This is a genomic window from Micromonospora auratinigra, assembly GCF_900089595.1.
Taxonomy (GTDB): Bacteria; Actinomycetota; Actinomycetes; order Mycobacteriales; family Micromonosporaceae; genus Micromonospora; species Micromonospora auratinigra.
This window is the reverse complement of record NZ_LT594323.1, coordinates 1,157,569-1,175,549: the sequence shown is the minus strand read 5'-3', so window position 1 is coordinate 1,175,549 and position 17,981 is coordinate 1,157,569. Positions and strand designations below refer to the sequence as shown.

General features: G+C 75.6%; 18 protein-coding genes. 9 read left to right on the top strand and 9 right to left on the bottom strand.

The features are described from left to right. Window positions 1-112: 112 nt before the first annotated feature. Window positions 113-2,323, top strand: a complete 2,211-nt coding sequence (locus GA0070611_RS05285) for a family 43 glycosylhydrolase (RefSeq protein ID WP_091658370.1) — start codon at window positions 113-115, stop codon at window positions 2,321-2,323. 117 nt (window positions 2,324-2,440) lie between these two features. On the opposite strand, the gene GA0070611_RS05280 is transcribed toward GA0070611_RS05285, so the two are convergent. After that, complete coding sequence (locus tag GA0070611_RS05280) at window positions 2,441-3,535, bottom strand: AAA family ATPase (protein WP_091658367.1); 1,095 nt, start codon at window positions 3,533-3,535, stop codon at window positions 2,441-2,443. 133 nt (window positions 3,536-3,668) lie between these two features. Then, a complete protein-coding gene (locus GA0070611_RS05275) occupies window positions 3,669-4,202 on the bottom strand; it encodes a 2'-5' RNA ligase family protein (RefSeq protein WP_091658363.1) in 534 nt (177 codons plus the stop codon). Between the two features lie 57 nt (window positions 4,203-4,259). Between GA0070611_RS05275 and GA0070611_RS05270 the strand changes: the two genes are divergently transcribed. Then, the gene (locus GA0070611_RS05270) at window positions 4,260-4,688 is read left to right on the top strand and encodes a nucleoside deaminase (RefSeq protein ID WP_231921331.1); all 429 of its coding nucleotides are present in this window, start codon (window positions 4,260-4,262) and stop codon (window positions 4,686-4,688) included. A gap of 9 nt (window positions 4,689-4,697) precedes the next feature. Here the strand turns inward: GA0070611_RS05270 and GA0070611_RS05265 are convergent, their stop codons facing one another. Both GA0070611_RS05265 and GA0070611_RS05260 read right to left on the bottom strand, forming a co-directional pair. Beyond that, on the bottom strand, window positions 4,698-5,303 hold the full coding sequence (locus GA0070611_RS05265; RefSeq protein WP_091658361.1) for a response regulator transcription factor: 606 nt from the start codon (window positions 5,301-5,303) through the stop codon (window positions 4,698-4,700). Next, complete coding sequence (locus tag GA0070611_RS05260; RefSeq protein ID WP_091658359.1) at window positions 5,300-6,439, bottom strand: sensor histidine kinase; 1,140 nt, start codon at window positions 6,437-6,439, stop codon at window positions 5,300-5,302. The genes GA0070611_RS05265 and GA0070611_RS05260 overlap by 4 nt, the downstream gene beginning before the upstream one ends. A gap of 133 nt (window positions 6,440-6,572) precedes the next feature. Between GA0070611_RS05260 and GA0070611_RS05255 the strand changes: the two genes are divergently transcribed. Together GA0070611_RS05255 and GA0070611_RS05250 are read left to right on the top strand one after the other, a co-directional pair. After that, the gene (locus tag GA0070611_RS05255) at window positions 6,573-7,397 is read left to right on the top strand and encodes a hypothetical protein (protein ID WP_231921330.1); all 825 of its coding nucleotides are present in this window, start codon (window positions 6,573-6,575) and stop codon (window positions 7,395-7,397) included. Between the two features lie 214 nt (window positions 7,398-7,611). Beyond that, window positions 7,612-9,378 (top strand): DEAD/DEAH box helicase, encoded by a 1,767-nt coding sequence (locus GA0070611_RS05250; RefSeq protein ID WP_091658334.1) that lies wholly within the window; start codon window positions 7,612-7,614, stop codon window positions 9,376-9,378. 111 nt (window positions 9,379-9,489) lie between these two features. On the opposite strand, the gene GA0070611_RS05245 is transcribed toward GA0070611_RS05250, so the two are convergent. Next, window positions 9,490-9,828 (bottom strand): rhodanese-like domain-containing protein, encoded by a 339-nt coding sequence (locus GA0070611_RS05245; RefSeq protein ID WP_091658331.1) that lies wholly within the window; start codon window positions 9,826-9,828, stop codon window positions 9,490-9,492. Window positions 9,829-9,862: 34 nt separating this feature from the next. On the opposite strand from GA0070611_RS05245, the gene GA0070611_RS32170 reads away from it, so the two are divergent. Next, a complete protein-coding gene (locus tag GA0070611_RS32170) occupies window positions 9,863-10,522 on the top strand; it encodes a TetR family transcriptional regulator (protein ID WP_197675856.1) in 660 nt (219 codons plus the stop codon). Window positions 10,523-10,606: 84 nt separating this feature from the next. Further along, on the top strand, window positions 10,607-11,161 hold the full coding sequence (locus GA0070611_RS05235) for an alpha/beta fold hydrolase (RefSeq protein WP_091658329.1): 555 nt from the start codon (window positions 10,607-10,609) through the stop codon (window positions 11,159-11,161). On the opposite strand, the gene tnpB is transcribed toward GA0070611_RS05235, so the two are convergent. Further along, the gene (gene tnpB / locus GA0070611_RS05230) at window positions 11,055-12,419 is read right to left on the bottom strand and encodes an IS607 family element RNA-guided endonuclease TnpB (RefSeq protein WP_231921329.1); all 1,365 of its coding nucleotides are present in this window, start codon (window positions 12,417-12,419) and stop codon (window positions 11,055-11,057) included. The two genes, GA0070611_RS05235 and tnpB, sit on opposite strands and share 107 nt — an antisense overlap. A gap of 227 nt (window positions 12,420-12,646) precedes the next feature. Between tnpB and GA0070611_RS30965 the strand changes: the two genes are divergently transcribed. Both GA0070611_RS30965 and GA0070611_RS05225 read left to right on the top strand, forming a co-directional pair. Continuing rightward, window positions 12,647-12,796, top strand: coding sequence for a hypothetical protein (locus tag GA0070611_RS30965; RefSeq protein ID WP_157740209.1), 150 nt, complete (start codon window positions 12,647-12,649; stop codon window positions 12,794-12,796). 135 nt (window positions 12,797-12,931) lie between these two features. Beyond that, a complete protein-coding gene (locus GA0070611_RS05225) occupies window positions 12,932-14,068 on the top strand; it encodes a carboxylate-amine ligase (protein ID WP_091658322.1) in 1,137 nt (378 codons plus the stop codon). A 13-nt stretch (window positions 14,069-14,081) separates the two neighbouring features. Here the strand turns inward: GA0070611_RS05225 and GA0070611_RS05220 are convergent, their stop codons facing one another. Beyond that, complete coding sequence (locus tag GA0070611_RS05220) at window positions 14,082-14,345, bottom strand: YegP family protein (protein WP_157740208.1); 264 nt, start codon at window positions 14,343-14,345, stop codon at window positions 14,082-14,084. A 30-nt stretch (window positions 14,346-14,375) separates the two neighbouring features. After that, window positions 14,376-16,160 carry an N-acetylglutaminylglutamine amidotransferase gene (locus GA0070611_RS05215; protein ID WP_091658315.1) on the bottom strand — a complete coding sequence of 595 codons (1,785 nt, stop codon included), beginning with the start codon at window positions 16,158-16,160 and terminating at the stop codon, window positions 14,376-14,378. A gap of 188 nt (window positions 16,161-16,348) precedes the next feature. Between GA0070611_RS05215 and GA0070611_RS05210 the strand changes: the two genes are divergently transcribed. Next, the gene (locus tag GA0070611_RS05210; protein WP_091658312.1) at window positions 16,349-17,191 is read left to right on the top strand and encodes a DUF6671 family protein; all 843 of its coding nucleotides are present in this window, start codon (window positions 16,349-16,351) and stop codon (window positions 17,189-17,191) included. A 201-nt stretch (window positions 17,192-17,392) separates the two neighbouring features. Here the strand turns inward: GA0070611_RS05210 and GA0070611_RS05205 are convergent, their stop codons facing one another. Continuing rightward, on the bottom strand, window positions 17,393-17,935 hold the full coding sequence (locus GA0070611_RS05205; RefSeq protein ID WP_231921328.1) for a carbonic anhydrase: 543 nt from the start codon (window positions 17,933-17,935) through the stop codon (window positions 17,393-17,395). Window positions 17,936-17,981: the final 46 nt, after the last annotated feature.

The window sequence follows — 17,981 nt, the reverse complement described above, 5'->3', positions numbered from 1 at the left end:
GCACGACGACGGTTCGGTGTCCGCCGACAGCAGGTCTTTACAACGTTGCATACATCGTTGTAGACAGGCAGGAACCTTCGTCGACTCTTCGCCCACCACCAAGGCAGGTCTGATGGATCACCTTCGCCGTGGCGTCGCCGCCGCGCTCGGGCTGCTGCTGGCCGCCACCCCGGCCGCGCCGGCCACCGCCGACCCGGGCTCCCCCGCCCGCTACACCAACCCGGTCTCGGCGGACTTCGCCGACACCTTCGCCGACCCCGCCGTCGTCCGCGGCGACGACGGCCTCTGGTACGCCTTCGGCACCTCCGACCCGCTGCGCGAGGGCGAGAAGACGGCGCACCGGGTGCCGATCAGCCGCTCCGCCGACCTCGTCGACTGGACGTACGTCGGCGACGCCTTCACCGCCGACCAGCGCCCCTCCTACGCGACCGCCGGGGCGGCGTTCTGGGCCCCCGACGTGCGCCGGGTCGGCGACCACTGGGTCATGTACCTGACCGTCACCGACACCACCGTCTCCGCCGACACCTTCGACACCGCCGTCGGGGCGGCCACCGCGCCCACCCCGGCCGGCCCGTGGACCTTCGTCGACCAGCCCGTCGTCGCGCCCCGCCCCGGCGGCGGGGGCGGCTACCTGTGGACCATCGACCCGAGCCGGTTCACCGACACCGACGGCACCAGCTACCTCTACTACGGCAGCTACTACGGCGGCATCTCGGTCACCGAACTCTCCCCCGACGGGCTGCGCGCGGTCGGCACGCCCACCCTGGTCGCGATCGACAACAAGTTCGAGGGCAGCTACGTGCTGCGCCACGACGGCTGGTACTGGCTCTTCGCCTCCACCGCGAACTGCTGCGCCGGGCCGGCCACCGGCTACTCGGTGCAGGTCGGGCGGGCCCGTAGCCCGCGCGGCCCGTTCGTCGACCGGGAGGGGCAGCGCCTCGACGTCTCCCGGGCCGGCGGCACCCCGGTGCTGACCCAGAACGGCAACCGCTGGATCGGCACCGGCCACAACGCGGTGCTCACCGACCTGTCCGGGCAGGACTGGATCGCCTACCACGCCATCGACCGGGCCGACCCGTACCTGGACGAGCCGTTCGGCGTCAACGAGCGACCGATGCTGCTGGACCGCCTCGACTGGGTGGACGGCTGGCCCACGGTCAACGGCGGCGCCGGCCCGTCCGACGGGCCGCGTCCCGCGCCGGTCACCACCGCCCGCCTCGACGAGCGCTTCGCCGCCGGGCTCGCCGCCTGGCGTACCGGCTCCGGCGACTGGCGGGTCACCAACGGGGTGCTCGCCGGCCAGGGCACGCTGACCAGCCGTACCGGCACCGGCGGGGACGTCCGCGCCGAGGCCGACCTGCGGCTCACCGGCGCCCGCGAGGCCGGGCTGCGCCTCGGCAGCACCGAGGTCCGCGTCGGCGCGGGTCGACTCACCGCCCGCGACGGCGGCCGGACCGCGTCGGTGGCCCTCCCCGCCTCCCTCGACCTCACCACCCGGCACAACCTGGCGATCGAGGTACGCGGCCGCCGGCTCGTCGCCGACCTCACCCCCGACCGGCTCGGCGACCCCGTCGCGGTGCTCACCACGACGCTCACCGGCCCGGCCGCCGGGCCGCTGACCCTGCTCGCCGACCACGGCACCGCCGAGTTCGACAACGTCAGCGCGGCCCGGTTGTACCGTCCGGTGCGGCACCCGGCCCCCACGCCGGCCGTCGGCCGGCTGCTGCCGCAGTACTCCGACGAGTTCACCGCCGGGCTCGACCCGGCCTGGCAGTGGGTCCGGCGCGACCCCGACGCGACCGTCGCCGGCGGCGCGCTCCGCTGGCCGGTGGAGGGCACCGACCTGACCGGCACCGGCAACACCGCCGGGGTGCTGCTGCGCGACGCCCCCACCGGGAACTACGTGGTGGAGACGAAGGTGACCCTCGACCTCGGCGAGGAGACCGTCCGCAACTACCAGCAGGCCGGCCTGATCGCGTACGTCGACGACGACCGGTTCGCCCGGCTGTCCCAGGTGGCCATCTGGAACACCCGACAGGTCGAGTACGGCTACGAGCTCCCGTACGCCGGGCAGCCGGTCTACGGCGGCAGCATCGTCGGCACCCCGGCCACCACCACCTGGCTGCGGCTGGCCCACCGGATCGACCCGGCCACCGGGGAGCACGAGTTCCGGGCCGGCTCCAGCTCCGACGGGGTGCGCTGGACGTGGGGCGCGGTCTGGACCTTCCCGGCGGACACCACACCCCGGATCGGGCTGGCCGCGCACGGGGGCGCCGAGCCGGCGGTCACCGCCGAGTTCGACTACCTGCGCGTCTACCGCTGACGCCCGGTGGCGGGGCCGCCCGGTGCGGCGACCCCGCCACCGCGCGGGCGGCGGCGACGTGACCATCGCTTCCGGGCGCGGTACCGCGCGAGCAGGCCGGGCGCGTAGCTGCCGAGGTCACCAACCGGCACGTTCGGTGACCTCCCGAGCGATCTCCTCGGCGGAGCGGCCGTCGGTGTCGATGCGCAGGTCACCGAGGTCGGCGCGGTCCAACGCCGCCGCCTGCGCGACCGCGGCTTCGCGCGCTCGCGCCAGCACGGCGGCGGGTTGGCCGCGCAGCTCGTCACCGACGATCGGTGGGCCGCCGCCCCGCCCGCGGTGCCCGATGCGCTCGCTCAGCTCGTGCGGACCGGCGTGCAGTCGGTACAGCAGCAGGGTGGCGGCGGACAGCGCCCGGCGGTAGTGCCGGAGCTGGTCAGGGTGATCGACCTGACCGACCACCACCAGTCGCCGTGCCCCGTGCCGGTGGAAACCGGCCCAGACGGCGGCGAGATTCGCCGCCTTGAGCCGGTGCTGTCCGGCATCCCGCCCGAGCGCCGGGTCGAGAAAGCCGAGCTGCCCCAGGTCGACGAAGCCGGTGATGTGCCCCGCGCGCCGCGACCGGTCGGCGACCTGCCAGCCGACCGTCGACTTGCCGACCGCGGTCGGACCGCACAGCCAGAGAATCTCACCGGGAGTTCGCGGCGGATCCGGCCAGGGACCCGGCTGGCGGGCGGGCTGCGCCGGCCATCGGGCGCGGACGGCGTCGAGCACCTCGCCGGCGGTGCGCCCGGTGGTGTCCAGGACCGGATACGGGAGCGAGCCACGGTCCAGGACCTCCGCCTCGCGCAGCGCGGCTTCCCGCTGTTCCCCGGGGAGTGCCCGGATCTCCAGGCGCCGGCGCAGCTCCGGCTGGTCGCACCGCATCCGCAGCACGGTGAGCGCGGCCTGCGTCAGGTATTCGGTGTGCACGCCCCGGCGGGAGTCGATGTATCCCGACACGATGAGGCAGCGGGCGCCCGCCGCCGCGAAGTTCGCCACCGTGCCGCCGAGGATGCGACCCTCCAGCACGGTGCGGCCGGGGTCGGACGGAATCTCGGGGAAGCACATGCCCAGCTGGTCGATGTCGACGTGGGCGGCTCCGGGCTGCCCGGTGAACAGCTGCCACGCGACGGTCGACTTGCCGACGCCCGAGGGGCCACACAACCACAGGACGGGAAGGGGTGCCGGCATCGCCGGAGCATCGCCCACCGCCGCGGCCAACGGCAACACGTTTCCCGGCCCTCGCAGGGCTCGAAGCCCCCGACCACCGCGGCCGGCCCGAGACCGGCTCGGGCCGACCGCCACCGTGGCCCGCGCCCGCTCGTCAGCCGCCCGGACGGGGACAGGCCGGAACCAGTTCGCTGATCGTCCGGGTTTCGCTGTCGTAGCTGCGCGCCGTCACGAACTCCCCGGCCGGCCGGTCGAGGCCGGCCACCGCCCGGGCCCGACGGCGGTCGGCGTCGCGGAACCGCAGCGCCAGGCTCAGGTGCGGGATCCACCGCCCCGGCAGGTGCCACGGACGCCGGCCCGGCGCGTCGGCGAGCACGTCCCAGACCGCGGCGTGCAGGGCGAGCAGCTGCGGACCCGGCCGCAGCAGCCAGACCAGCGGGGCGCTGCCGTCGAGCACCTCGATCCGGTCCAGTCGGACCGGCAGGGGCAGCGCCGCGTCACAGAGGTCGGCGAGGCGCTGCTCGGCACCCGGCGGGAACTCGTCGACCGAGGCGAGGGTCAGGTGCGGCCGGTTGGTGGGGTGGACGTTGCGGGCCAGGCTGGGCAGCCCGGCGGCGGCCAGCCGCACCCAGGCCGCCCGGACCGCCTCCTCCAGCCCCGGCGAACAGAGCAGCTCGACCGTGCGCACGCCGTCAGGCTATCCGTCGGCGGTGTGCCGCGCCGTCCGGCGGGGAATGCGCACCGGATGGACGCGCTGACCGAGACCGACGAACGTCACCTGCGCCGGGCCCTCGCCCTGGCCACCGCCGCCCGCGACGCCGGGGACGGGCCGTTCGGCTCGCTGCTGGTGGCCGCGGACGGCCGGGTGCTGGCCGAGGAGGCCAACACCGAGCGGACCGACGACGACATCACCGCCCACCCGGAGCTGAAGCTGGCCCGCTGGGCGGCCCGGCACCTCGACACCGACACGGCCGCCGTCGCCACCATGTACACCAGCTGCCAGCCGTGCGGCATGTGCGCCAGCGCGATCGAGCGCTCCGGACTGGGCCGGGTGGTCTACGCGCTCAGCACCGAGCAGCTCGCCCGGGTGCGCCCGATGCCGCCGTACCCGCCGGTGGCGTACGCCGGGCCGGCGCTGCCCGACGAGGCCCGGCTGCCGGTCGAGGGGCGCTGAGCCGGCCGGTCAGAGCCAGCCGGCCTCGCGCGCGATGCGCACCGCGTCGGCCCGGTCGACCGCACCGAGCTTCTGCACGCAGGCGGCGAGGTGGTTGCGCACGGTCCCGGCCGCCAGGTGGGTACGCCGGGCGATGACGGCGGCCGGGGTGCCGTACTCGGCCAGCCGCAGGGTGTCCAGCTCCCGGGCGGTCAACGGGCAGTCGGGCATGGTCAACGCGTCGGCGGCCAGCGCGGGGTCGACGTAGCGGGCGCCGGCGTGCACCCGGCGGATGACGTCGGCGAGCGCCCCGCCGGGCGCCCCCTTCGGCAGGAAGCCGCGGGCACCGGCGGCCAGCGCCGGGCGCAGGTGCGCGGGGCGGCCGTGCCCGGTCAGGATCACCACCGCGCAGGCCGGCAGTGCCCGGGCCAGCTCGGCGGTGACCTGGATCCCGCCGGGCGGCGGCATCTCCAGGTCGAGCACCGCGACGTCCGGGCGGTGCGCGAGCGCGGCGTCGATCGCGGCCCGGCCGTCGGCGGCGTGCGCGACCACCGTCAGGTCGGGTTCCAGGTCGAGCAGGGCGGCGAGGGCGAGCCGGATCAGCTCCTCGTCGTCGGCGAGCAGCACCCGGATCACGACGGCACCGGCACGGTGGCCACCAGGCTGAAGATCCCGTCCTCGGCGTGACCGCGCACGCTGCCCCCGGTCGGGGCCAGCCGGTCGGCCAGCCCGCGCAGCCCGCCGCTGTACGGGTCGGGCGCGGCGTCGAGGACGCCGTCGTTGCGGACCGTCAACGTGACCCGGCGGTCGTCCCGGACGATCTCGATCCGGCACCAGCCGGCCCGGCTGTGCCGCAGCACGTTGGTGCCCGCCTCCCGGAGCACCGCGGCGAGGTCGGCGGCGACCGCCGGGGGCAGGTCACCGACGGGCGGCACCACCGTGCAGCGCACCCCGCTGGAGCGCAGCACCTCGCCCACCGCCGCCACCTGCTCGGCGAGGTCGACGGCCCGGTAGCCGTGCACCGCCTCGCGGACCCGGTGCAGGGCCGAGCCGGCGAGCCGCTGCACCTCGGCCGCCTCCGCACCGGCCCGGGCGGCGTCGACCGGCGCGAGCCGGGCGGCCAGCTCCGCCTTCAGCGCGATCACCGTGAGGTCGTGCCCGAGCAGGTCGTGCACGTCCCGGGCGAAGCGCAGGCGCTCCTCTGCGGCGGCCAGCCGGGTCCGGGCGGCCTGGCCCTGCCGGGCCTGCACCAGCAGCTCCCAGAACCAGACCTGCACCCAGGTGATGGCCGCGGCGCCGGCGCCGACGCCGCCGGTGACGAGCAGCGCGTCGCGTACCGCGCCGCCGCCGAGCCGGGTGACGGCCACGGAGACGGCGAGCACCCCGACCGCCGCGATCACGGCGGCCGGTGGACGCAGCAGCGGGACCAGTCCCACCAGCGCGGCGCCCAGCCAGGCCCAGGTGGGCCAGGCGCCGGCGGCGACCGGACCGACCAGCGGCACGCTGGCCAGGGCGGCCCCGGCCAGCCCGAGGCGGGCCCGCCGACGGCGCCGGTCGGCCGGCCAGGGGGTGACCGCCGTGTGCAGCACGGCGGCCTGGGCGACGACGACCGCCAGGAGCCCGACCAGGCCGAGGGCCGACCGGACCGGGTCGGGCTCGCGTACCAGCCCTACGCCGGGCAGCAGCAGGGTGGCGCCCAGGTTGGTGGCGAGCGACGCCAGGGTGAGCCGGCGCGCCCGGCGCAACCGGCGGTCCGCCGCCTCGACCGTCATGCCCGCCGATCCTAGGGGGCCGTGGCGTCCGCCTCACCCCTGCGGAATGTCACGGCCGTACCGTGCGTCGCGCACGACGGGACCGTGACGGGCGCACCTGTCGCCGGGCGGCCGGTGCCGGCAGGGTCAGGGCATGACGGAGATGACGGCAACCGTACGGGGATCGGACCGGACCGGCCGGCGGGTGGCCCGGCACCTCGCCGAGATGGTCGTGGCGATGGTGCTGGGGATGTTGCTGCTGGGCCCGGTGTGGCGCGCGGCCGGGTCGGCGCTGGGCGGCGCGGACACGCTGGCCCGGGCGGACGTGGCGGCGCTGGTGATGGCGACGGACATGTCGATCGGCATGGTCGTCTGGATGTGGTACCGGGGGCACGGGCGCGGCGCGACCGCCGAGATGGTGGCCGCGATGTACGTCCCCTTCCTGCTCCTGCTGCCGTTCTGGTGGGCCGGACTGGCCGGGGACGAGGTGCTGATGCTCGGCGGCCACCTGCTGATGCTGCCGGCGATGGTGCTGGTGGCGCTGCGGCACCGCCACGAGCACCCGGCGCCGGCCGCCCGGCACCCGGTGGTGGCGGCGGTGGCCCGTCGGTGGCCGACCGGGCTCGCCCTGCTGATGACGGTCGACCTGTGGATCGCGCCGACCGCGTTCTCCGGGTGGACGCTGTTGGTGCTGCCCGCCGGCTACCTGCTGCTGGGCACCGTGCGCCGGCAGTGGGCGGACCGGCGGCTGCTCGCGGTCCAGCTCGTCGGGCTGGTGGTCTGGGGCGCGCTGGCGGCGGCCGCGCTGTCCGCGCCGGACCGGGTCGCCGGGGTGCTGGTGGGCCTGGGCTGGCTCGGGCACGCCGGCTGGGACGTGGCGCACCACCGCGCCGGCCGGGTGGTGCCGCGCGGGTACGCCCAGTGGTGCCTCGTCCTGGACGTGGCGGTCGGGATCACCACCCTGTTGGCGGTGCGCTGAGCGGGTGGTCCGGCCGGGGCACGGGGCCCGGCCGGACCACTCCCCGGGCCCCGACGGCGCGGCGGCCGGCGGGGTTGAGCAGCGCCGAGCGGCCGGGCAGGCAGCGGTCCGGACGCGGTCCGGACCGCCTCGGGCGGGGCGGCCGGACGTGGCCGGGACGACGGTTGCGCCGGTCGCCGCGCCGGGCGGGCGGCGGTGATGAAAGGCTTGTCGTATGAGTTCCGCGCCAACGCCGACCGACCCCGCCGTCTCCGTCGACCCCGACGAGACGCCCACCTTCGCCGACCTCGGGCTGCGCACCGAGCTGCTGGGCGCGCTCGCCGCGCTCGGCTACGAGGAGCCGACCCCCATCCAGCGCGAGGCGATCCCGCCCCTGCTGGCCGGCCAGGATCTGCTGGGACAGGCGGCGACGGGCACCGGCAAGACCGCCGCGTTCGCCCTGCCGCTGTTGCAGCGGCTGCCCGACCGGCGCACCGGCGGTGACCCGGTCTCGCTGGTCCTCGTGCCCACCCGCGAGCTGGCGGTGCAGGTCTCCGAGGCGTTCCACCGGTACGGCAAGGACCTGGGCACCCGGGTCCTGCCGATCTACGGCGGCCAGCCGATCGGCCGGCAGCTGCGGGCCCTGGACCTCGGGGTGGACGTGGTGGTGGCCACGCCGGGCCGGGCGCTGGACCACATCGCCCGGGGCACGCTGCGGCTCGGCTCGCTGGCCACGGTGGTGCTGGACGAGGCGGACGAGATGCTCGACATGGGCTTCGCCGAGGACATCGAGGCGATCCTGGAGCACGCGCCGGCCGAGCGGCAGACGGTGCTCTTCTCGGCCACCATGCCGGCGCGCATCGACGGGCTGGCCCGCAAGCACCTCACCGACCCGGTGCGGATCCAGATCGGCCGCGAGCAGCCGGTGGCGGGCGAGGCGCCCCGGGTGCGGCAGAGCGCGTACATCGTCGCGCGGGCGCACAAGCCGGCGGCGTTGGGCCGGGTGCTGGACGTCGAGTCACCCACCGCGGCGATCGTCTTCTGCCGGAGCCGTGAGGAGGTGGACCGGCTCACCGAGACGATGAACGGCCGGGGCTACCGGGCCGAGGCGCTGCACGGCGGGATGAGCCAGGAGCAGCGGGACCGGGTGATGGGCCGGCTCCGCTCGGGCACCGCGGACCTGCTGGTGGCCACCGACGTGGCGGCCCGCGGCCTGGATGTCGAGCAGCTCACCCACGTGGTCAACTACGACGTGCCGTCGGCCCCGGAGTCGTACGTGCACCGGATCGGCCGGGTGGGCCGGGCCGGCCGGGAGGGCGTGGCGATCACTCTCGCCGAGCCGCGCGAGCACCGGATGCTCAAGACCATCGAGCGGGTCACCGGCCAGCGGATCGCCATCGACAAGATCCCGACGGTGGCGGACCTGCGGACCCGGCGGCTGGAACTCACCCAGGCGGCCCTGCGGGAGTCGCTGCTGGAGGACGACCTGGAGCCGTTCCGGGCGATCGTGGAGTCGCTGTCGGACGAGTTCGACATGATGGAGGTCGCGCTCGCCGCGGTGAAGCTCGCCCACGAGGCCGCCCTGCCGGGCGCGGCCGACGAGGAGGAGGAGATCCCGCAGGTCGCGGTCCGTCCGGCGCGCGAGACCCGGCCGGGCGTCGACCGGCGCGGCGGCGGCGGCCGACCCCGCTCCGGAGGCACCACGCAGGTCTTCATCGGACTGGGCCGGCGCGCCGGGGTGCGACCGCAGGATCTGGTGGGGGCGATCACCGGCGAGACCGGGGCCAGCGGGCGGGACATCGGCTCGATCGAGATCGCCGATCGCTTCTCCCTGGTGGAGGTGCCGAACGCGCTCGCCGACGAGGTGATCCAGGGCCTGCGCGGCAGCACCATCAAGGGCCGCAAGGCCACCGTACGCCGGGACCGGGACGGTGACGGGGGCGGCGAGCGCCGGTTCGACGGCGGCGACCGCCGCGAGCGCCGGGACCGCCGGGAGCGGTGAGGTCCCGGCCCGGCCGGGGTCAGGTCGACCGGCGTACGTCACGCTCGCGGGCGTGGCGCACGTCCGGCGGCCGGTGGGGAGGCGACAGCCCCGCCTCCCCACCGGTTCCGGTCAGCGGCCGGGCGCGCCGGACTCGGTGGGCAGGCCCGCGCCCACCCAGTCCTCGATGCCCTCGGCGTACTTGCGCACGTTCGTCCAGCCGAGCGCGGTGAGCCGGTCGGCCACCCGGCCACTGTTCGGGCAGGACGGGTTGGAGCAGTAGGTGACGACCGGGGCGTCCCGGTCGGGCAGCAGCTCACCGGCCCGGTCGTCGACGTCGGCCTCCACCAGGGGGATCGCGCCGGGCAGGTGCTGGCGGGCGTAGTACTCGCCGCCGAGGGCGTCGACGACCGTGACGGCGTCGGCGTCGATCGCGGCACGCAGCTCGTCGCGGGTGATGCGGGCGGTCATGGCAACCTCCAGATAAAGGGACTACAGTCCGGTTGTGCCCTCGAACCGTAGCGGACCGCAGTCCGATTCCACCACTCCCCCGGCAGAACTGCTCCAGTTGCGTACGTCACCGCCCCGGGAACGCTCCGACGCCGCCCGCAACCGCGCCGCCGTGCTGACGGCCGCGGCGGCCCTGTTCCGCGAGCACGGCGTCGCGGGGGTTTCCATGGACGCGGTGGCCGCCGCGGCCGGCGTCGGCAAGGGCACGCTCTTCCGCCGCTTCGGCGACAAGGCGGGACTGGCCACCGCGCTGCTCGACACGCAGGAACGCGCGTTGCAGGAGGCGATCCTGTTCGGACCCGCCCCGCTGGGACCCGGCCCGGCCGGCTCGCCGGCACCCCCGTCGGATCGGCTGGCCGCCTTCGTCGGGGCGTACCTGGACCATCTGCTCGACCACCTGGACCTGGTGCGGGTCTCCGAGACCGCGTCGCCCGGGGCCCGCTACCGGATCGGGGCGTACCGGTTCTGGCACCGGCACGTCACCCTGCTGCTGGCCGGCGGCCCGGACCCGGCCGCCGACGCGCACGCCCTGCTCGCGGCACTCTCCGCCGAGCACGTCCGGGCGGTCCTCGACGACGTCGGGGCGGACCGGCTGCGCGCCGCCACACTGCGGCTGGCCACCGCCCTGGCCGGCGGAGACCAGGCGCCGGCATGACCACCACCATGCGGGCGCGGCTGGACGAGGCGCTGCGGCGGGAGCAGGATGGACCGGCCGCCCCGCAGCAGATCGGACCAGCCCATGAGCGACGCGGTCTGGCAGCCGTTCCGGGCGCCGCTGCACTATCTCGGCCTGCCCCGCAGCGTGACGCCGCCGATCTGGCGGGAACGCCGGGCCGGCACCGAACTGGCCGCCCTGCTCGCCGCCCCGCCGGCTCCGCCCACCCCGCCCGAGCCGGACGCCCCGCTGCTGGTCGTGCCCGGTTTCGCCGCGGGTGACGACCGGGTGGCGCTGCTGTGCGAGGGCGGCTGGGACGCCCGGCCGACCGGCCTGCTCGACGGCCGCCGCTGCTCCAGCCGGGACCTGGCCGTCGTCGAGGAGACCCTGCTCCGGGTGCACACCGAGACGGGCCGGCCGATCACCCTGGTCGGGCACAGCCGGGGCGGCATGTTCGCCAAGGCCCTCGCCGTCCGGCACCCGCACCGGGTACGCGCACTGGTCACCGTTGCCAATGAGTGTTTTATGGCGCTCATGTGGCAGTTCTGCCTTGCGGCAGTACGGTTCCGGTCTTACCTGCCAATCTGGCAGGGCCGGGTTGACGTTTCACAGCCTCCTGCCCACGGGGGTGGGTCTTAGGGATGGCTCCACGTCCTGCCACCGAGCCACTCCCGGCGGTCTGCTGCCCTGTCACACAAGTGGCGAGGGCGGCGAGGTTGCGTGCGGCGTTGACATCCCGGTCCAGGGTCAGGCCGCAGGTAGTGCAGTGATAGGTGCGCTCGCGCAGGGTGAGTTTGGTTTTCACCGCACCACAGCCCGAGCAGGTTTTGCTGGAGGGGTACCAGCGGTCGGCGACCACCAGCAGCCCGCCGTTCCAGACCGTCTTATAGGTCAGTTGCCGGCGTAGCTCCCCGAAGCCGGCGTCGGCGATATGCCGGGCCAGGCGCCGGTTTTTCAGCATGCCGGCGACGTGGAGGTCCTCGACCACGATCGTGGCGTGCTCGCGGGCGAGGCGGGTGGTGAGCTTGTGCAGACCGTCACGGCGAAGGTTCGCCACCCGCGCATGCGCCCTGCGCAGCCGGCCGGCGGCCCGCCGCCACCGCTTCGACGCCGCCTCGCCCGCCTTACGGTCCGGGCCCTCTTTGCGGGACATGGCCCGGCTCAGCGCCCGCAACCTCACCTCGGCGGTATCCAGATGGCGAGGGTTGGGCACCGGTTCACCGGTCGACAGCACCGCCAGATGCCTGATCCCCACGTCCACCCCGACGATGGTGTCCGTCCGGGCCGGGCAACGCACGCCGAGGTCGATGTCCACGGTGAACGCCACGAACCAGCGGCCGCCGTCACGGCGCACGGTCGCCGACATGATCCGCGCCGTGCCCGCCTCCACACGGCGGGCCAACTTGCGGGCGGACTCGTGCAGCTTCAGCCGGCCCAGCCGCGGCAGCACCACATGCTTACGGTCCGCCTCGATCCGGATCGCACCCGTGGTGAACCGCACCGACGGCGCGCAGCGGTGCTTGGACTTGAACCGCGGGAACCCGACCCTGCGCCCGGCGCGCCGGCCGTTGCGGGAGTCCGCCCAGTTCTTCAACCCACGCGCCAGGGCGTCCAGGCCGGTGTTGAACGCCTCCTTCGAACACTCCCGCCACCACGGCGCCACCTCGCCCTTGACCGCGTTCCACGCCTTACGCAACGCCGGCAACGACCACCCCACCACCGGGGTAAGCGCCTCCTCGGCCAAGCCATAGGAACGCTCCGCGGCCCGCTGATCCAGCACAGCCTTCACCCGAGCCAGAGCCCAGTTGTGCGCCACCCGCGCCGCACCAGCATGCGCCAGCACCGACCGCTCCTGACGTGGGGTCAGATCGAGCGCGAAACGATACGCCTGCACCACCCGCACACCCACCCCCACTCACCAACCCGCGACCAGTATCGACCACCGGTACGACAACCCCACCACCTGAAGCCACCACACTGCGCCACAGACGCCTCAAGAACACTCCACCGGCAACAGTTGACAGCCCCTTCGGGGACTGCTGCCGCCAGGTCCACGACGACGTCCTCGCGCCGGCCCCCGCCCACCTGCCGTTCACCTCCATCGCCAGCCGCAGCGACGGCATCGTGTCCTGGCACGCCTCGCAGGACCCCGCCGCCCGGTGCGTCACCGTGGACAGCTCGCACGGCGGGATGGTCGCCCACCGGCAGGTCTGGGCCGCTGTCGCCGCCGCGCTGACCGACCTCGCCCCGGCACCCGGCACGCCCGCGAGCTGAGCCGGTCCCGCTTCTCGCCGAAACCGCCGTGCGGGGCGGTGCCCGGCCGTACCGTCGAGGAACCGGGCCCGGGGCCGGCCGCCGTGCCGGTCGGGACCGCAACCCGTGGTTCCGACGAGCCGGGAGAGGGCGCAGATGGCGATCCGGGCAACCAGCTCACCGACCGCGTCGACCGCGTCCGTGCTCACCCTCGGCGTGGAGGAGGAGTTCCTGCTCCTCGACCCGGTCTCCGGAGAGAGCCTGCCGGTCGCCGACCGGGTGCGGGCCGGGCTGGCCGGGGCCTGCCGGGAGCAGAGCCGCCAGGAGTTCCGGCACAGCATGGTCGAGATGGTCACCCCGGTCTGCACCGACCTCGACGAGCTGCGGACCCATCTGGTCAACCTGCGCCGCGCGGCGGCCGACGCGGCCGAGCGGGCCGGCGCCCGGCTGGTGGCCGTCGGGGCCACGCCGGTGCACGAGGCGCACCGCAGCGTCCCCGACGAGCGCCGCTACCAGGACATGTCCCGCCGGTTCGGGCCGGTGGCGCACGACCCGGCGGTCTGCGGCTGCCACGTGCACGTGGGCGTGCCGGACCGGGAGCTGGCCGTGCAGGTCTGCAACCACCTGCGGCCGTGGCTGCCGGTGGTGCAGGCGCTCACCACCAACTCGCCGCTGCACGACGGCCGGGACACCGGGTACGCCAGCTGGCGCTCACTGCAGTTCGACCGCTGGCCCAGCGCCGGACCCACCCCGTACTTCAGCTCCGCCGCCGACTACGACGGCACGGTCGCCGAGCTGATCACCGCCGGGATCATGCTCGATCCGGCGATGGTCTACTGGTACGCCCGGCTGTCCGTCGCGTACCCCACGGTGGAGGTCCGGGTCGGCGACGTCTGCCCGACCGCGGACGACACGGTGCTGGTGGCCGCGCTGGTCCGGGGCCTGGTCGCCACCCTGGTCGACGACGTGGTCGCCGGCCGCCCGGCGCAACGGATCCGGGACTGCCTGGTGGCGGCGGCACACTGGCGGGCCGCGCACGACGGCGTGGACGGCGAGCTGATCGACCTGCGGGTCGGCCGGGCCCGTCCGGCCTGGGAGCTCATCGACGACCTGGTCGCCACGGTCGCCGCGGCGCTGCGCCGGCACGGCGACCTGGACACCGTGCTGCGCCACCTCGACCGGCTGCGCCGCGACGGCTCCGGCGCCAGCCGGCAGCGGCGGATCATGTCCGCCACCGACGGGGACGTCCGCGCGACGCTCGACCACCTCGCCGCCGAGACCGTCCGGGTCTGAACGCGGTCGCCGCTCAGATCGGCGGAAGGTCCGAGCGGCCCAGCCGGGCCATGTCGGGCTCGCCGGAGAGCGGCACCACGCTCGACTCGGGCACCGGCCCCGGTTCCGTCCGGTCCTCGATCGCGGCCGCGCCGGCCCCGTGCATGATGCCGGCGACCCGGGCCAGCAGGGCGGCCTTGTCCGAGCAGCCCTGACCGGTGGCCAGCAGCTGGCCGTCGTCGGCGACCATGGTGAACCCGTACCCGCCGTCCTCGGTGGTGTCGATGAGGAACTTCACGTCCACTCCTTCCCCGGCAACCGGCCGGCGTCACCCGATCCCGTGCGACTGGAGCCAGAGCTCCAGCAGCCCGAGCTGCCAGAGTTTGTTGCTGCCGGCCGCCGCCTGCGCCCGCTCCGGCTCGGCCAGCAGCCCCGCCACGTACGCGCGGTCGAAGAGCGCGCGGTCCCGGGCGGCCGGCGCGTCGAGGGCCTGTGCCACCAGCTCCCGTACCGGGCCGTCGACGTTGCGCAGCGCCGGCACCGGGAAGTAGCCCTTCGGCCGGTCGATCACCTCGGCCGGCAACACCTCCCGGGCCACCTCCTTGAGCACGCCCTTGCCGCCCTGGGCCACCTTGTGCTCGGGCGGGCAGGCCGCGGCCAGCGCGACGAGGTCCTGATCCAGGAAGGGGGTACGCACCTCCAGGCCCCAGGCCATGCTCATGCTGTCGACCCGTTTCACCGGGTCGTCGGGGAGCATCAGGTGGGTGTCCAGCCGCAGCACCGCGTCCAGCGCGGTCTGCGCGCCCGGCGCGGCCAGGTCGGCGGCGAGCAGTTCCCGGCTCGCGTCCCGCTCCAGCGCGTACGCCGGGTCGACCACCCGGTTCAGCTCGGCGTGGTCCCGGTCGAAGAACGCGGCGGCGAAGGTCGCCTCGGCGGCGTCGCGCGGTATGTCGGCGAGCGGCTGGTGGTAGCCGTAGCCGGCGAAGACCTCGTCCGCGCCCTGCCCGGACTGGGCCACCTTGACGTGCCGGGCCACCTGTTCGGAGAGCAGGTGGAAAGCGACCACGTCGTGGCTGCCCATCGGCTCGGTCATCGCGGCGATCGCCCGGCGCACCGCGTTGACCAGGTCGTCGTCGGCCAGCCGGATCCGGTGGTGGTCGGTGTCGTAGGCGCGGGCGACCAGGTCGGAGTAGTGGAACTCGTCGCCGGCCTCGCCGTCGCGGCCGCTGAAGCCGATGCTGAAGGTCTGCAGGTGCTGCTGCCCGGCCTCGGCGAGCAGCGCCACGATCAGGCTGGAGTCCAGGCCGCCGGAGAGCAGCACCCCGACCGGCACGTCGGCGACCAGCCGCCGGCGTACCGCGGTGCGCAGCGCGTCACCCACGGCGGCCCGCCAGTCGCGGGCGTCCATGCCGGCCCGGTCCGGGTCCCGGACGTACTCCGGCCGCCAGTAGACGCGCTCCCGGCTGCGGCCGTCGGCCTCGACCACCCGCACGGTGGCCGGCGGCAGCTTCCGGACGCCGCGCAGGATGGTCCGCGGGGCGGGCACGATCGAGTGCCAGGACAGGTAGTGGTGCAGCGCCACCGGGTCCACGTCGGTGTCCACGTCGCCGGCGCGCAGCAGGGCGGGCAGGGTGGAGGCGAAGCGCAGCCGCCCCGGGGTCTCGGCGAGGTACAGCGGCTTGATGCCGAGCCGGTCGCGGGCCAGCACGAGCCGCCGCCGGGCCCGGTCGACCAGCGCCACGGCGAACATCCCCACCAGGTGGTCGACGAAGTCCTCGCCCCACTGTGCGTACGCGACGAGGACCACCTCGGTGTCGCCGGTGGAGCGGAAGGTGTGCCCCGCGGCGGTCAGCTCCTCGCGCAGCTGCGGGTAGTTGTAGACGCAGCCGTTGAAGACCAGCGCGAGGCGCAGGTCGTCGCGGGCCATCGGCTGCGCCGCGGCGTCGGAGAGGTCGATGACGGTCAGCCGCCGGTGCCCCAGGGCCACCCACTCGTCGTGCCACGACCCGGCGCCGTCGGGTCCCCGGGACCGCATCGCCTCGGTCATCCGCCCGACGGCCGAGGCGTCCGGCGGCGTGCCGTCGAACCGCGCCTCCCCGCTGATCCCGCACACGGTCAGCCTCGACCGTTCCCGCGCCGCACCGCCACCATGCCCGCTCCCGTCCCCGGACCCGACCGACGGCCCGGCGTACCCGGTGACGGTCGGAGGAAACAACGACGGCGGCCACCCCGGGCCGGCCGGCCCCGTCCGGGCGGCGGAACGACGCCGGCGGGACCGGCCGGCGGCGTACCCTCCGGGGGGTGTACCGCGACGTGGTGGCGAGCCTGGCGACCCGGCACGGCAAGCGGGTGGCGCTCGGTCCGCCGCTGCGGCGCCACCTCGGCCTGCGCCTGCGGGTGCCGGAGGTGGACACCGACGCGCTGGGCACCTTCACCGGGGAGATCGAGCGACCCGGGCCGGCCGAGCAGGTGGTGGTCGCGAAGGCGCGGTTGGGCATGGCGGCGGCCGGCTGTGCGGTCGGGGTGGCCAGCGAGGGCAGCTTCGGTCCGCATCCGTCGCTGCCCTGGTGCAGCCTCCAGGTCGAGTACGTGGCGCTGGTCGACGACCGGCTCGGGCTGGTGGTCCGGGAGCGGGCGACCAGCCTGGCCAGCAACCACGCCGAGCTGCTGACCGACGGCCGCGACCGGGGTGAGCTGCTGCAATTCGCCCGGCGGACCGGGCTGCCCGGGCACGCGGTGACGGTGGCGCCGGCGGTGCCGGTGCCGGGTGCGGCGCCGGTGAAGGGGATCGTCCGGGTGCCGGCCCTGCTGGCCGCGGTCGCGGCGGCGGCCACCGCCAGTCCGGACGGCCGGGCCCGGGTGGCGGCGGACCTGAGGGCCCACCACAATCCCCGGCGGATGGCGGTGATCGCCGAGGCGGGCCGGCGGCTCGCGCGGCGGGTGGCCACACCCTGTCCCGACTGTGCGACGCCCGGCTTCGGGCTGGTCGCCACGCATCCCGGCCTGCCCTGCGCGGCCTGCGGCACGCCGACCGACCTGGTCGCGGAACGGGTGTCCGGCTGCGGATCGTGCGGGTACCGGCGGGTCGAGCCGGTCCGGCCGGGCGCGGCGGACCCGGGGGTGTGCCCGCACTGCAACCCGTGACCGTGCCCGGCGCGGGTACCGACCGGGCCGTGCCGGCCCGGGTCGCTCGGGCAGGCGACGGCGCACCCACGTCCGGCCGGTAGCCGCCGGGCGCCGGCCGGCTCGGGCCGTGCGCCGGCCAGGGACCGGCCGGTAGCCGCCGGACGTCAGGCGGCCCCGGACCGGGCGCCGGCCAGGGACAGGTCGTCAGCCGCCGGGGCGTCAGCGCGCCCGGACCGTGCGGCGCGAGGGGGGTCGCAGCCGCCGGCCGTGCGCCGCCGGCACGGCCCGGGGCAGCACCGGGCGGACCAGGTCCCGGTCCTCGTGCCAGCACATGCCGACCAGGGCGCAGCGACCGTCGGCGACGGCGGTGTCGAGGACGCGGGAGCCCCGGCGCAGCGCGGCGAGGGTGGCCCGGACGTGCGCGGGCCCGCCGGCGCCGGGCACACCGCAGCGGAGGTGGCCCAGGACCACCACCAGCGGGAGACGGAGCCGGTCGACGGCGTACTCCACGCTGCCGAGCACGGCCGGGCCGACCCGCAGACCGGCGGTGCGCACCTCGTAGAGCGGTAGCCCGCCGAAGAGTGCCGGTTGCGGGTCGGCGCAGCCGAGCACCGCCGCGACCGGGCCATCCACCGGATCCGCCGTCGACGCCCTGCCGTCGCGGTACCGGCGGTGACCCGCGAGCAGCAGGCCCAGGGTCCGGGTCACCGGGTCGCCCGCGGCGGTGGCGCGCCCCGGCTCGTTCTCCTCCACCATGGTCATGCGACTCACAATACCGGAATTCTAAATCGTGTTCTAGAGTGCGCTT

What these genes read in the sequence shown, in the direction of transcription:
- GA0070611_RS05285 (WP_091658370.1), top strand. Translation starts at nt 113, where the DNA reads ATGGATCACCTTCGCCGTGGCGTCGCCGCCGCGCTCGGGCTGCTGCTG.
- GA0070611_RS05280 (WP_091658367.1), bottom strand. Translation starts at nt 3,535, where the DNA reads ATGCCGGCACCCCTTCCCGTCCTGTGGTTGTGTGGCCCCTCGGGCGTC.
- GA0070611_RS05270 (WP_231921331.1), top strand. Translation starts at nt 4,260, where the DNA reads ATGGACGCGCTGACCGAGACCGACGAACGTCACCTGCGCCGGGCCCTC.
- GA0070611_RS05260 (WP_091658359.1), bottom strand. Translation starts at nt 6,439, where the DNA reads ATGACGGTCGAGGCGGCGGACCGCCGGTTGCGCCGGGCGCGCCGGCTC.
- GA0070611_RS05255 (WP_231921330.1), top strand. Translation starts at nt 6,573, where the DNA reads ATGACGGAGATGACGGCAACCGTACGGGGATCGGACCGGACCGGCCGG.
- GA0070611_RS05250 (WP_091658334.1), top strand. Translation starts at nt 7,612, where the DNA reads ATGAGTTCCGCGCCAACGCCGACCGACCCCGCCGTCTCCGTCGACCCC.
- GA0070611_RS05245 (WP_091658331.1), bottom strand. Translation starts at nt 9,828, where the DNA reads ATGACCGCCCGCATCACCCGCGACGAGCTGCGTGCCGCGATCGACGCC.
- GA0070611_RS05235 (WP_091658329.1), top strand. Translation starts at nt 10,607, where the DNA reads ATGAGCGACGCGGTCTGGCAGCCGTTCCGGGCGCCGCTGCACTATCTC.
- GA0070611_RS05225 (WP_091658322.1), top strand. Translation starts at nt 12,932, where the DNA reads ATGGCGATCCGGGCAACCAGCTCACCGACCGCGTCGACCGCGTCCGTG.
- GA0070611_RS05205 (WP_231921328.1), bottom strand. Translation starts at nt 17,935, where the DNA reads ATGACCATGGTGGAGGAGAACGAGCCGGGGCGCGCCACCGCCGCGGGC.